This is a genomic window from Gordonibacter sp. Marseille-P4307, assembly GCF_900604965.1.
Taxonomy (GTDB): domain Bacteria; phylum Actinomycetota; class Coriobacteriia; order Coriobacteriales; family Eggerthellaceae; genus Berryella.
Genome location: NZ_UWPD01000001.1, coordinates 489,768 through 503,080, shown reverse-complemented (window position 1 = coordinate 503,080; position 13,313 = coordinate 489,768). Strand labels below are relative to the sequence as shown.

At 59.0% G+C, this 13,313-nt stretch carries 8 protein-coding genes and 2 tRNA genes; 8 read left to right on the top strand and 2 right to left on the bottom strand.

The genetic code is table 11. The features are described 5' to 3' along the window. Positions 1 to 100: 100 nt before the first annotated feature. The 5 genes from EIH26_RS02260 (at position 101) to EIH26_RS02240 (ending at position 2,701) form a co-directional block, all read left to right on the top strand. Positions 101 to 1,207: a peptidylprolyl isomerase gene (locus EIH26_RS02260; RefSeq protein WP_164470953.1), complete on the top strand. Its 1,107-nt coding sequence runs from the start codon at positions 101 to 103 to the stop codon at positions 1,205 to 1,207. 8 nt (positions 1,208 to 1,215) lie between these two features. Continuing rightward, the gene (locus EIH26_RS02255) at positions 1,216 to 2,052 is read left to right on the top strand and encodes an ABC transporter ATP-binding protein (RefSeq protein WP_241152729.1); all 837 of its coding nucleotides are present in this window, start codon (positions 1,216 to 1,218) and stop codon (positions 2,050 to 2,052) included. Next, positions 1,998 to 2,258 (top strand): LPXTG cell wall anchor domain-containing protein, encoded by a 261-nt coding sequence (locus EIH26_RS08645; protein WP_124061751.1) that lies wholly within the window; start codon positions 1,998 to 2,000, stop codon positions 2,256 to 2,258. Before EIH26_RS02255 ends, EIH26_RS08645 begins: the two co-directional genes overlap by 55 nt. Positions 2,259 to 2,425: 167 nt before the next feature. Then, positions 2,426 to 2,517: transfer RNA gene (locus tag EIH26_RS02245), tRNA-Ser, on the top strand. 92 nt (positions 2,518 to 2,609) lie between these two features. Then, a tRNA-Ser gene (locus EIH26_RS02240) sits at positions 2,610 to 2,701 on the top strand. A 101-nt stretch (positions 2,702 to 2,802) separates the two neighbouring features. Here EIH26_RS02240 and EIH26_RS02235 read toward each other — a convergent pair. Further along, positions 2,803 to 3,015 (bottom strand): hypothetical protein, encoded by a 213-nt coding sequence (locus EIH26_RS02235; protein ID WP_124060571.1) that lies wholly within the window; start codon positions 3,013 to 3,015, stop codon positions 2,803 to 2,805. Between the two features lie 191 nt (positions 3,016 to 3,206). Here EIH26_RS02235 and EIH26_RS02230 point away from each other — a divergent pair, with 191 nt between their 5' ends. From EIH26_RS02230 to EIH26_RS02220, 3 genes are all read left to right on the top strand, one after another. Continuing rightward, positions 3,207 to 4,283, top strand: coding sequence for a cell wall-binding repeat-containing protein (locus tag EIH26_RS02230; RefSeq protein ID WP_124060570.1), 1,077 nt, complete (start codon positions 3,207 to 3,209; stop codon positions 4,281 to 4,283). Between the two features lie 645 nt (positions 4,284 to 4,928). Beyond that, positions 4,929 to 9,650, top strand: coding sequence for an InlB B-repeat-containing protein (locus tag EIH26_RS02225; RefSeq protein WP_164470952.1), 4,722 nt, complete (start codon positions 4,929 to 4,931; stop codon positions 9,648 to 9,650). 300 nt (positions 9,651 to 9,950) lie between these two features. Next, complete coding sequence (locus tag EIH26_RS02220; protein WP_124060568.1) at positions 9,951 to 12,515, top strand: Cna B-type domain-containing protein; 2,565 nt, start codon at positions 9,951 to 9,953, stop codon at positions 12,513 to 12,515. Positions 12,516 to 12,625: 110 nt separating this feature from the next. Here EIH26_RS02220 and EIH26_RS02215 read toward each other — a convergent pair whose 3' ends face one another. Further along, positions 12,626 to 13,309, bottom strand: coding sequence for a trimeric intracellular cation channel family protein (locus EIH26_RS02215; protein WP_124060567.1), 684 nt, complete (start codon positions 13,307 to 13,309; stop codon positions 12,626 to 12,628). Positions 13,310 to 13,313: the final 4 nt, after the last annotated feature.

Sequence of the window (13,313 nt, the reverse complement as noted above, 5' to 3'; positions counted from 1 at the left end):
TTATTGTGCACGCATTATCGACCGCCAAGATGAATGCGATAATGGGCGGGTATGTTCATGCGCTCCTTTGCGAATGCGCTGGCAGATAGAAAAGGTGAATATGCTGAAGAAGAAATTTGCGAAGATGGCCGTTGCAGCGACGTTCGTTGTAGCTGGAGCCCTTGGTCTTGCTGGTTGTTCCGGTTCGAACTCCACAGCCGATCCCAGCGCCCAAACCGCGGTTACCATCAACGGCGCGACGCTAAGCGAGGGCGAGATCACTTCGCAGATCCAATCGATCCGCGATGGCTACGGTCTGCTTGAAGATTCTGCCTGGGGCCAGTGGCTTGCGCAGTACGGCATGACCCCCGAAACCATCCGTCAGCAGATGATCGACGCTTACGTCGAGCAGGAGCTGGTGAAAAGTGGTGCCGCTGAACTGGGAATCTCCGTTGAGGATTCCGAGGTCGACTCTTACATCGAGCAGATGAGGGCCAATTATGATTCCGATGAAGCTTGGGAGTCGGCACTGGCTTCCTCCGGGTTCTCTGAGGACGACTATCGCGACACCATCACCTCGTCCATTTTGAAGACCAATGTCCAGCGCAAGCTTGCCGAAAGCGTCGAGGTTACCGACGACGAGAAGCTTGAGTACGCCAAGCAGTACGCTTCGATTCTAAGCGGGTCGAAGAGGTCTTCCCACATCCTGTTCGCCTCCGACGACACCGAAAAGGCCCAGAAAGTTCTTGATCAGCTTAAATCGGGGGTCCTTTCGTTCGAAGAGGCGGCCAAGCAGGATTCAACCGACAGAGGCTCGGCTGCAAACGGTGGCGATGTTGGTTGGGACAAGGTGTCCAGTTTCGTTTCCGAATATACTACGGCTCTGGGTTCGCTTGAAAAAGGCCAGATAAGCGATCTGGTAACCAGCAAGTTCGGCATTCACATCATCAAGTGCACCGATATTTGGGAGGCCCCTTCCGAGATCACCAGCATCGATCAGATACCCTCCGACATGCTTGATGCCATCGTGCGCATGTCTCTTTCGAAGAAGTCGCAGTCTGCGTTCTCCGATTGGATCGCGCAGCAGAAGGAGAAGGCGACTATCGAGGTGGCCGACATGCCCAAGGGCCTGTCCTACGATATCGATATGAGCAAGTACCCTAGCAATTCCACCTCGCCGGCGCCGGGCGCGTCCTCCGACTCCGAGAAGCCAGCTTCCAATTCGTAGTCCGGAACGTGGCGAGCGCTATCGATATTCAAGGTGCGGGGGAGCTTCTCTCTCCCGCACCTTTCGTTTCCATAAAAGACGCGGTGGTTCAACGTGCGGGACATCCCATCTTGTCCATCGATTCCCTCCAGCTCGCCGAGGGGGAGTCGGTGGCGGTAATCGGGCCGAACGGCTCGGGAAAGTCCACGTTTGTCGGGCTTATCGCGCGCACGTTGCTCCCCCTGCATCGGGATCGTCCCCCTGTTGTATTCCGGGGGTGTCCGCGCATAACGCTTTCCGAAATCCGCTCGCTTGTCGGCGTGGTGTCGACGGGTATGCAGGAAGAAGCGGCCGTTCATCTGCCTGTTCTCGATATCGTTGCCGGCGGGGTGGAGGGAACGCTGGGCTTGCGTCCTCGCATGGATGCGTGCGAGGTTGCCCGCGCTCGGAAGATCGCTCGAATCTGTATGGAGCAGATCGGGATCGCAGATCTTGCCAAACGGGACATGTTGACGCTGTCCACCGGTCAAGCACGCCGTGTTCTTATTGCCCGGGCCCTGGTGGGCGACCCTACTGCCCTGTGCTTCGATGAGCCGTGCACGGGACTTGATCCCGAGGGCATGCATTACGTGAGGCACGCTATGCGGCGCATCGTGCAAGCGGGGAAGCCCCTGGTGCTGGTTACGCACTATCTGGACGATATCGTTCCCGAAATCGAGCGGGTTATCGCTTTGAAGAACGGGCGGGTGTTCGCCGACGGCGCTAAAGAGGAGATACTTACGGATCGTATGATGAGCGACCTGTTCGATCTATCTGTTTTCGTAACGCACATGCAAGGACGGTACTCGTTGCTTACGAGATACTGAATTCCTCGGCACCGGCGGACAGCGCCGCTCGTGTCGTACCGACCACCGACAAGGCGCAGGCCGATACCGCCGTTAAGGCTTCCTTTCCTGCGAAGCTGCCGATAACGGGCGATGCGTTCGTGATTGCTGCGGTTGTCGCGGGCCTCGCTCTGGTTTCCTCGGGGACTCTTGCCTTCGCGCTGAGGAAGCGTCGCGCAGCGAAGTAGTGAGCTTTGTCGCAGGGTTTGTTTCGCGGTTGTTCTGCTTCAAGGGGTGCGATCCGATAAGGCTCGCGTCCCTTGTGCGAATAGCGTTCTGCACTCTTGTGACCACCGAAAAGCTGTTGTATACTACCTACCTGCTGCATCCCAGAGGTGCAGTCAGTCGGAGACGCGGAGAGATGTCCGAGCTGGCCGAAGGAGCACGATTGGAAATCGTGTATACGTCAAAAGCGTATCTGGGGTTCGAATCCCCATCTCTCCGCCACTTTACGTGATCGCCTACAGGCGGCAGTCTTCGACAAACGCTTGGACGCATGTCCGACGGCCGGTATTGAGACCAGCTGGCCGCACCCACGCGGAGGGGTGGCAGAGCGGTTGAATGCGGCAGTCTCGAAAACTGTTTTACCTTTTTAAGGGTAACGAGGGTTCGAATCCCTCCTCCTCCGCCACTTCGAATTCAATGCATCTCGCTCCCACCAGCGAGATGCATTTTTCTTTGCGCGCAACTTTCTCGTAACCGACCGTAATTGCCGCAATCGATGTGAATCCGTTATGGATCAGAAAACTTATGTGACTTAGGTGTGAGCGCATCTGAGGCAATGGTGGCGGACGGGATGGGGGCCAGGTACGTGTACAGGCATATCTGGATGGATCGAACCACGAGAGCGACTTGGGAGGACGTGCAGATTGCAACCGCGCCCACCCAGACGAGTATGATCACGATCCACATGAACAGCACAAACCCCTCAGCTCCTGACGTCATCGGGCATACCTGGCCCCTCTGATCCTGACGGCTACGGGAAACTCGGCCGATCTAGTATCATTCGTGAAGAGGAACCGCTCGTTGATCGGGCAGGGCTACATCTTCGGTGGAACCGCCGCCCTGTCGCGAGAGGTCGAGGAATCGCTCAACAAGGCGGTCTGGTGACGGCTCGCCGGAAAGGAGATGTGACGATGAGGAAAACCACTTCTATAGCCGCCGGGCTCGCCCTGTGCGTCTCGCTCCTGGGAGCCGGCGCCGCGTTCGCCGGGGAGGCCCCGCCACAGCCGCTGCCCGAGCCCGGGCCGGGGGATGCGGGCGCCGCTTGGAAACTGGAGCCGGGCTGGCCCCGCCTGGCCGGGGACACCGCGCTCGACACGATGGCGGCCATCGTGTCGAGCGGCAGGGGCTGGGCCGAGCAGGGTGGCACGGTCGTGGTGGCGACCGACGAGAGCTGGCACGACGCCCTGTCCGCCGCCCCGCTCGCAGGGAGGGAGGGCGCGCCCGTCCTGCTCTCGCACAGGGACGGCGTCCCCGAGCAGACGCTGGCGCAGCTCGACAGGCTCCGGCCCTCGAAGGTGATCGTCGTGGGCGGCGAGGCCGCCGTGTCCGAGGCCGCCGCCGTGCAGATCGCCGGCAGGTCCGGCGCCGAGCTCCGGCGCGTGTTCGGGCAGGACGCCGCGGAGACGTCGGTCGCCGTGTCGCGGGAACTGGGGCACGGGGGCCGCAAGGTTCTCGTCGCCACCGCATCGACGTTCCAGGACGCCCTCGCCGCCGCGCCCTACGCCTACGCGAACGGCTGCCCCGTGCTCCTCACCGGCCCCGACGGCTCCCTGTCGGACGCCGCGCTCGCCGAGGTCGCGGACAGGTGGGTCGTGATCATGGGCGGCCGGGAGGCCGTCCCGGAGTCGGCGGAGTCCCAGCTGGGGGGACGCCCCCTCACCCGCGCGGGCGGGGTCGACTCGGTCGACACCTCGAGGCTGTTCGCGCAATGGGCCCTCGCTAACGGCTCCTCGAGGAGCGGCATGGGGGTGGCGACGGCTTCGAGCTGGTACGACGCCCTGACGGGCGCGGCGCTCTGCGGCCGGTGCGGGTCGGTGCTGCTCCTTGCCACTGACCACGACACCTCGGCCGTCCTCGAGGTGGCCTCCGCCGGCTGGGGCACCCCGGATTGGAAGGAGTGCGACGGCTGGATCTTCGGCGGCCCCGCAGCCCTCTCCACCGAGGCCATGATGGCGACCCCGGGGTCGAAGCGGACGGAGGTAGGCTAAGTTTTGCAGCGGGGCCGTGCCCTTGCGGGGCGGCCCCGAGCGACCTTGCCGGCGGGTCGGACATTCCGGGAATTCGAAAGATCCCGGTGGCCGACCCGCCTCACTTTCTCGGCGCCAGGACAGAAAAAGCATGATCTATGTGAGTTACTAATAAATATAGCAAGTTCAAAGATGGTTTTACCAGAGGGTTCGAATCCCTCATCCTCCGCCACTTTGAATTACAGGCATCCTCCTTTCACCAGGCAGGGTGCTTTTTCTTTACGTCTCCACATCTATTTCAATTGTATAATTCAGCCTGCTCTCCTGATTATTTTTCGAGAGGAATGCTATAAGGGGGAGATTACTTTTTTAATCTAGGAATGTAGTCAGAGGTTAATCGGTAGTCAGCATCGATTTTTATCGGAAGGAGAGAGCATGGACCAACCGAGATCTTCGGGTTCAACGTGGTCGAAGAAGGCGCTTTCGGCATTCTTGTCGATAACTCTTGCTTTGCTCATGTTCCCCACAGGCGCATTCGGCCAGGGCGAAACGAACGAGCCCGCCGCGCCTGATGCCTCGACGCCCGCCGCAACGCCGGCCGCATCGAGTGATCCCGACGCTTCAATGGGGGGTGATGCTGTAAGCGCAGGTATCCAAGCTAATCCTGTGGATACTGCAAGCGCTTCCGATTCGGCATCCGCTCCGGGTTCCCCCGCCGTCGGCGGCACGATGGCGGCGCAGAGCGGGGAAGCCGCAGTGTCGGCGCCTCCCGCTGCTAAGTCGCTTGCCGAGGTTTGGGTCAACAAGACCAACGGCTCTGATGCGGCCGCTGGCAACAGCGAGAGCGAGGCTCTTGAAACTTTGCAGGCGGGAATAGCTGCCGTAAAGGACGGCGGAACCATTCACGTGAAGGGTAATTTCGGGCTTACCGACCCCATCACCATTCCCGCAGGCGTCACGCTTATCATCGAGGGCGACGTTGCCATGACCGGAACCGGCAAGAACGGCTTGGTATTCCCCGGCGGCACGACGCTTAAGTGCGCGCCCGGAGGCAAGCTCAGCATGTCTGGTTTCGCTACTGCGCTTACCGCTCAGGCCGGTTCGACTATCACCGACGGTGTGTACGAGTTTACGAACAACGGCGCAGCTAAGGATAGTCGCGGAATCCACCTCGCCGGCGCGGTTAAGGGCTCTGCCGCAAAGGACAGCGTGAAGATTACTTCCACCGGCGGTTACAACACAAGTTTTTATAGTGACTCCACCGTTTTCGAGAACGCGACGGTCAGCGTCACTTCAAGCAAAACGTGGTTCGATCAGACGGATCTCACCCTCAAAAACGCTTCGCTGAAGGTTTCCGGCTACTCCGGTTACTATGTGAACGTTTTGACGATGGACAACTCCGAGTTCACGGTCGACCCGTATCGTTCGTTCTTCGGCGGTGGCCCCGCCTTCTTCTGCGCGGGCGGAACGGTCAGCTCCTCTCGTATCACGACGCTTGGCGGCCGTACCGCTGGAATTTCGGTTAACACCAGCGGCGGCAAGAACCCGTTTACGTTCAACGACTCTGTTTTGGACTTGCAGGGTTCGCCTACAGGTGGTCTTAACGTGAACACCGGAGACGTTGTCTTCAACGATTCGACCATGATCGGCTATGGGAAGAATCGCGGATCGCTTTTCGGAAGCCAGGACAAGGGCACCATAACTTTCAATGGGAACAGCCGCGTTGAGTCCCCCGCTTCCAAGGACGCGGATAACGGCCTGTCCCAGTCTACGAAGGCCGATGGTTATGTGGTTCTTGGCGGATCCTATCTCGTGAAGTATTCCGAGAGCTTCTATACGGGCCGTGCGATACCCACCAACGGTTCTGCAAACGGCGGCGAGAAGCTTATGCTGTTCACGCTTGCCGATTCGTCCGTCAATGAACTTCAGCCCATTAACAAAAACGGCGCTACGTATTCGTACAAAGTGGCAACCGCTTCATCCGACGGCAAAAAGCACGTATGGGTTCCCGCAGCGAAGGTTACCTTCAAGCTGAATGCGGATGACGCCGCCAGCAAGGTTGCGGCCACCTATGCAGACGGAACCACGGCCGATCTCGAATCAACGGCGATGAGGGGTTACTCTCTGCCCGCTGCGGTTCCCGCGGCTGGAACGGCTTCGGTGCCGAACACGCCGGTGGCAATCGGCTACGACTTCCTGGGTTGGTTCTATAAAGACGGCGGCGTCGAGAAGCCGTTCGCTCCTCAAGCCGATGTCGTCAAGTCCGATATGGTTGTTTACGCCAAATGGAAGGCCAACGCCTCAAGCTACGGGGTTGTGTACCACAGCAACACTTCGTCTGATGTGACGTATGCGGTATCTGACAACAGGCCCGATAGAGTAACGGAAGCGCTTTCGTTCGAGAGCGTGGTCGCAGCCAGGAACGATTTCTTGCAACCGGGCAAGAAGTTCAAGTCGTGGAACACGAAACCCGACGGATCCGGAGTGGCATATGTGGCTCAATCCGCGATCAGTGTTCCGGAGGGCGACCAGAAGGTCGACCTGTATGCTCAGTGGGAAGACGAGAAGTACACCGTCAAGTTCTCTGCGAACGGCGGTTCCTTCACCGACTCTTCCGTGTTCAAGACGAAGCCCGAAGTTTTCAAGATCGAGAAAGATGAAAACGGCGGTGAAATTGCTACCGTAATAAACCAGGCCACGTATCAGCAGAAGCTTCTCGAGCTTCTTGGCGATACGGATACCGAGCTTCTCAAGCCCGAGGGCAGTGCGGTGAATCCCGGCTACAAGTTGGAGGATTCCGTACTGTGGTACGGCTCTGCAACCAGCAAGAAGGACACCTTCCGATTCGTGCAGAAGAAGATGTACGGGATAACGTATCCTGGGGAAAACCCCGAGATAAAGTCGGATACGACCTACTACATTCAATGGATCGACGATCCCAGTATCGAGAAGATCGAGAACGCGTTCACGCTCGATGGCGATATGTGGGGAGCCGACCCCCAGGCAAGCAACAAGACCCAAGAGGTAGCTGCCGACACCGAAACCTTCAGCCTCACCGGTGAAGTTGACGTTTCGCAGGTAAAGGCCGCTATGGCTGGCGTGGAGGCCATGTTCCCCGACGCTGCGGGCAAGCCGGAAAGCATCGCTCTTGCCAACCCGAAATCGACTTTCACGGCAACGATGACCCTTCCTGACGGCATCGTTATCCCCCAGAACCCCGCCGTTACCGTGAGGGGTTTGGGGAGCTGCTTCAAGGTTGCCCAGTCCACCGTGAGCGGCAACGAGGTCAAGGTCGTTTTCACCCTCGTTGACGGCATAAGCAACTACAAGCAGCTGAAAGATGCCGTGGAATCTACCGGCGGAAACGATACGATTTCCGCCAACTCACGAGCATTCGGCGCCAATGCGACCACCCTTTCGGTGAACGTTGACGGCCTGAAGATCGACGGCGGCAAGGCTGCCGATGGTGACGTACTCACCGCTACCGGAAGCGTTCAGGGCAGTTTCTCTTCCCTTGCCACCGACGAGGGCGGCACCAGCAAGCTCTTCAATTTCACCTGGACCGCCAAGCAGCTCGCCTCGGCGGCCAATCCCGAGATGCCCGATACCATAAGTCACACCTTGGTGGTTAAGAAGCCCGTCGAGATGCCGATTCCCGCCGACATACTGGTGGCCGGCAACATCGACCGCGCGCTTGACACCACGCATGATGCGGCGTTTCCCACGGTGGTGGGAGAGAAGCTGAAGATCGTCGGCGCCATCGACGCCGGCCCCGTGAAGCAGCAGATGGCTGCCATCGAGGCGCTGTATCCCAACACCAAGCACGATGAAATCGAAATCACGGTGGACAGCTTCAACTTCACGGCGAAGCTGACTTTGCCCGAAGGCCTGACCGTCTCGGATACCCCCGTGGTAAAGGGCGTCAACTTCGGCAGCGCGTTCACCGTCAAGGACGTTAAGAAAACCGGCAACGACATCGAGGTCACGTTCAATCTTACCGACGCTATAGCCAACTACTCCGATCTTGAAAAGGCGGTCGATTCGGTAGGCGACGGAACTAAGGACTGGATGTATCTGGAAGTGCAGGACGTGCTGGTTTCCTCTGCGGTAACCGTTCCCTCCACGCTTGTGGTGAAGGGCTCGGTCGAAGGCTCGTTCAACGCCAAAGCCAAGCACAACCAAACCGTGAAGCTGTTCATGTTCAAGTGGAATGGGGTTCAGAACCCCGAGGGCAAAGACGTCGATGCGGCCAACGACTCGGTCATTCAGGCGACGCTGAAGGTGCCCGCTCCGGCTGAGGGCGATCTGGAGGGCGATATCCTTATCGGAACCGAGACCGAGCACGACGCCGTGTTCCCGGTTAAGGCCGCCGACGTTCTGACGTTCACGGGGGCCATCAAGGTCGATCCCGTGCTCGAGCAGATGAAGCTTGTCGAGAGGGCCTTCGGTAATCCCGACCCCAAGAACATCGACGTAGAGGTTAAGAGCAGCGAGTTCCATGTTCAGTTCACGCTGCCCGAGGGCATGTCGTTCACCGACGCCACCGAATCCGGTCTTGCTGCCCAGAACTTCGGTCCGTTCGTGATTTCCAGCTCTTCGATCGAGGGTAAGACCCTCAAGATCGGGCTGGTATTCGACAAGCCCGAGGACATTCGCACCTATGCCGACTTGAAGGCGGCTGTCGAGCGTGCCGGCGATGAAAACGGCTGGATGAAGCTGCTGGTGCCGGGTGTGAAGATGGATGTGGCCCAGGATGACACTCCCAAGCGCCTGACCGTTTCGGGCAGCGTAAAGGGCGGCTTCCTTGGCGTCGCTTCTGGAAATACCCATCGAGAAGCGTTCAGCTTTGTTTGGAACGCCAAGCAATGGCAGCCCGGCAAAGATGCCATCGCTACCGATGCCGATGCGATCCAGTTCACCGTCGAGGTTCAGAAGGAACTGATCCCCATGAACGAGGCGCCTTCGGTCGAGGCTCGCGACGTGACTATCCACGTTGGCGACCCGTTCGATGCCATCAAAGACATGGTGACGCGTGCTTACGACCCCGAGGATGGCGACCTCGTTCCCGAGGTGACCTACCCCGAGGGCTTCACTACCGGCAAGCCCGGCGTTTACGAGATCATCTTCAAGGTGACCGACAAAGCCGGTGCGACTTCTACGACCACCGCGAAGCTTACGGTGCTCGAGAAGGATGTCCCCCAGCCCGGTCAGCCCGAGGTGGATAAGCCGAACGTGGATACCGGCAAGGTGGTTGCCCCTGCCAAGAAGGTGAAGGTCGCCCCTCAGACCGGCGACTCCGCCGTTGCAGCCGTGCTGGTAGCGGGAGCTTTCGGCTCTCTGCTGGTTGCGGCTTTCGCCCTGCGAGCAAGAAGGCGTAAGAACCTGTAGGATTCTTCTCCTATAGCAGACGTTGCGGGCTCCGGGAATCATCCCGGGGCCCTTTTGTTGTAAGGGGGCTAGCTGCTTGAGGTACGGAAAAATGCTCGCGCCCCCGTACCTTGCGGTCTATCTAGTTCAATTAAAATCGTCTATCCTTAGAAAGGTAAGCGTTATACCAACATCGGTAGTAAACAGGAGGATAGGCCAAGATGGAAACGCAGCTTAAACGGACGAGAGAAAAGAAGCGAGGGGGGGGCAATTTGCAGCGCTCTGGCAGCCACGGTGTTTGCCATCGCGTTGGCTTGGTCGATGCCGCTTGCGCATGCTGAAGACCGCAGAGAGGTTTTCCTTGCTGACGGAGTTACCAGCTATATAGCAAGTCAGGAAGACTTGAAGAAGGCGATTGACGATGCGGGTACGACCCCTACCCGAATCTATCTGGGTGTCGGAGATGTGCTGATAACGAAAACCATCGTGATTCCCGCCGGAGCCGATATCGAGCTCTGCAGCTTTCAGTCAAAGACGCCTTGGGGAGAAGAGTCGTCATCTCTGACGAGGGAAGATAAATTCACCAACGTCATGGTGAAGGTTGAAAAGGGAGCGAAGCTGACGCTGTCGAAAGCGGGCGCCGGCATCGTGAAGGTCTTCTCTCGTGGACAGTGGGTACCTTCAGGTGAGCCGACCGTTCTGGTTGAGGGCTCTTTCATTATGGAAGACGGCAGCATTCACGGAGCCAGGGATCTGCGGGGCGCCGCGGTTGGAGCGGTAACCGTGAAGGGTCCGGACGCTTCGTTCACCATGAACGGCGGAGCAGTTTCCGACAACATGCGACTCCAGGATCCCAGCTACGCTCAGTACGGCGCCGGTAACGTTGCGGTAAGCGATGGTGCCCTGTTCACCATGAACGGCGGCGAGATCAGCAAGGGCTTCGGAAGTGCCGTGTCGGGTTCTTCGTACGGAGAGGCCGGCGGACTTCTGGTGCATAACGGAGCCCATGCTGTGATGAACGGCGGATCCATTTCCGACAACGGCGGCTTCGGCGGCGGCGTTGTCGTGTGGAACTGGATTTACGGTTCCGATCTGAAGAATATGACCCCCGAAGCAGCTCAGAAGGTTCGTTCGACCTTCGAGATCAACGGGGGAGCGATCGAGCGTAACGAGTCCGGCTTCGGCGGCGGAGGAGTTCTTATATTCGGAAACGCCGCGGTAACCATGAACGGCGGCGAGATCAAGGACAACCATGCTCCCAACGGAGGCGGCGTGAACGCCATGAACCTCTACACCTGGGGCGCCAGCAATACGTGGGCCGAAATTGATGGCGAGGGAGGGTCCAGCGGCCTATCCCTTGAGGAATACTCGTTGCTCCAACCTGCATCGTTCACTATGAACGGAGGCTCCATAACCGGCAACACCGCCGACAGAACGGGCGGCGGCGTGAACATCGTCTCGAACGACGTGTATTTCAACGGGGGCGATATTTCCGGCAACAAAGCGGACCAACAGGGCGGCGGCGTGTACGTTGCCACGAAATCCTACACAGCTCATTTCAAGAACACGCTGGTGACCGATAACAAAGGCACCATCGGTGCCGGCGTGTGGACGTGCCCGACCGGCAGCCTGGTGCTTCATGTAACGAACGGCGGTGCCATCGTGAAAAACGAGGCAGAGCAGTTCGGCGACGACATCGCCCACGATAATCTGGGCAGCGACGGGTCTCAGCCTATGGATTTGGCCGATAGGATTCTGGGCGGTGGCTCGGTTCTGTACTACCGCGACGGCAGCAACGCGGATCCTAGCCGCTTCGACGAGGCGAACCCGGGTGATCCGGTTGTGCTTAAGGGCGCTCCCACCGATAAGCTGTCGAACGAGGGGCTGCACGCGGTCGTTTCCGACAAGTCGGTTGGCTTGGCCAAAAGCGTGGCCACGATGGTTATTCACAACAATTCGTCGTTCCGAGGTGCAGGCGTCGGCTCGAACGGACATCTGGTGTTCGGAACGGATCCGGCGTTCGATGCCGCGCTCGAGAAGGCGTGGAACAACGAGTCTACGGGCAAAGAGCCCAAAGCCGGGGTTCCCGATACGGCCGTTGCGCGTTTCCAGCTGTATCGCATCCTTGAAGGGAAAGACGTTCCCGTTGACGCTATCGTGCTGAGCAAAGACGGCAAGCGTACGAAGCTTTCCGACATCATCGAGCTGAACAAGGAAAACGGCTGGAAGTCCAAGATTATCGGATTGCCCGCCGAAGATGTTCGTTCGAAGCCCATCGAGTACAAGCTGGTCGAGATCGACGACCAGAAGAACCCTCTGAAGAAGGCCGATGGCTCGCTTGTGTACGAAAAGCGCTTCACGGCAAGCGACTTCGAGGGTGCGGCTGCCGACCAGGCAATGAGGGTGGTTAACCCCCTGAAAGACCTGACCATCGAAAAGCTATGGAAGATGGGCACTCTTCCGGCTCCTGAAAACTTGATAACCGCAGATGAAGTGACCGTGCGTGTGATTAAGGCTGATGACGGGTCTGTGGTAGGGGAAGCGAAGCTGAAGAAGGCCGACGGCTGGAAGGCCACCGTGGCCGATCTTGCCGTGTTCGATTTCGCAACCGGTAAGCGCGTCGATTATGCCGTTCAGGAGATCGGAGCGGACGGAGCGGTTTTGAAGACCGTGGACGTCGATGAGGCGACCGACGACAACAGCCTGACGGTTGGCGTCGAGAATCAGGTGGCTCCCCCCACTCCCCCCACTCCGGACAAGCCTGTGAAGAGCGTGTTCGTGATGCCCTCGACGGGAGATACCTCGGTGCCCTTCGCCGTGGCATTTGCAACGGCTTTTCTGGCAGCGGGGTTGGCGGCTGCTGGATTGCGCAAGAGGGAGAAGTAGTTTCGGGTCGATCGTTCGAGCGTGGTTCGGCGACTTCCGAACTATCGGATGAAAACCGTATGAAAACGAAGCGCGGACCGGTTGCGGTCCGCGCTTCGTTCATGTTCGGGTTATTTGCCCCGCCGCTCTCGCAATGCGTTATGTACGTCGGATTGCGAAGGGGATTTTATATCGTACCGAAGGGATAACCGTCGGCTTCCTATGGTAACGATGGTGCATATCAGGGCGGGCAGGAAACCTGTCAGCCCCAACGAGGAGGCCGCGAGGTAGGCGATACTGCCGAGGATGGCGCACACGGCGTAGAAGTTGCTTTTCTGGAAGATGCGCGGGACATCCCCCAGAAACACGTCACGCAGCATGCCTCCTCCCACGCCGGTGAGCATCCCCAAAAGGATCACCGTCCAAGGAGCGAGGCCGTAGGCGATAGCCTTGCCCGCCCCTGCGGCAACGTAGAGCGCCACCGAGAAGATATCGATCCATTCGATGAGGTGCGGATGCCGTTGAAATGGAGCGCTGAGGAAGAACACGATGGCGGCGGTGATGGCCGAGGCCGGGATGGCGTAGCTGGTGCGCAGGATGTAGACGTCTCCCACCTGCATGATCATATCGCGCAGCAGCCCGCCTCCCAGACCGCATAGAAGGGCCAGCGCCATCGCCCCGATGAGGTCCAGTTTTCGATCGACCGCGAAGAGGCTTCCCCCGAGCGACCCGATGACCACCGCCGAGAAATCGAGGCTGAGCGCAACAAATCCCATCGAGGGCGCCGCCATGCTTGAAAGCAACGTCAAATCCACGGTT

Excerpts from the sequence above, each read along its gene's own strand:
- EIH26_RS02260 (WP_164470953.1), top strand. The coding sequence starts at position 101 with ATGCTGAAGAAGAAATTTGCGAAGATGGCCGTTGCAGCGACGTTCGTT.
- EIH26_RS02235 (WP_124060571.1), bottom strand. The coding sequence starts at position 3,015 with ATGACGTCAGGAGCTGAGGGGTTTGTGCTGTTCATGTGGATCGTGATC.
- EIH26_RS02230 (WP_124060570.1), top strand. The coding sequence starts at position 3,207 with ATGAGGAAAACCACTTCTATAGCCGCCGGGCTCGCCCTGTGCGTCTCG.
- EIH26_RS02220 (WP_124060568.1), top strand. The coding sequence starts at position 9,951 with ATGCCGCTTGCGCATGCTGAAGACCGCAGAGAGGTTTTCCTTGCTGAC.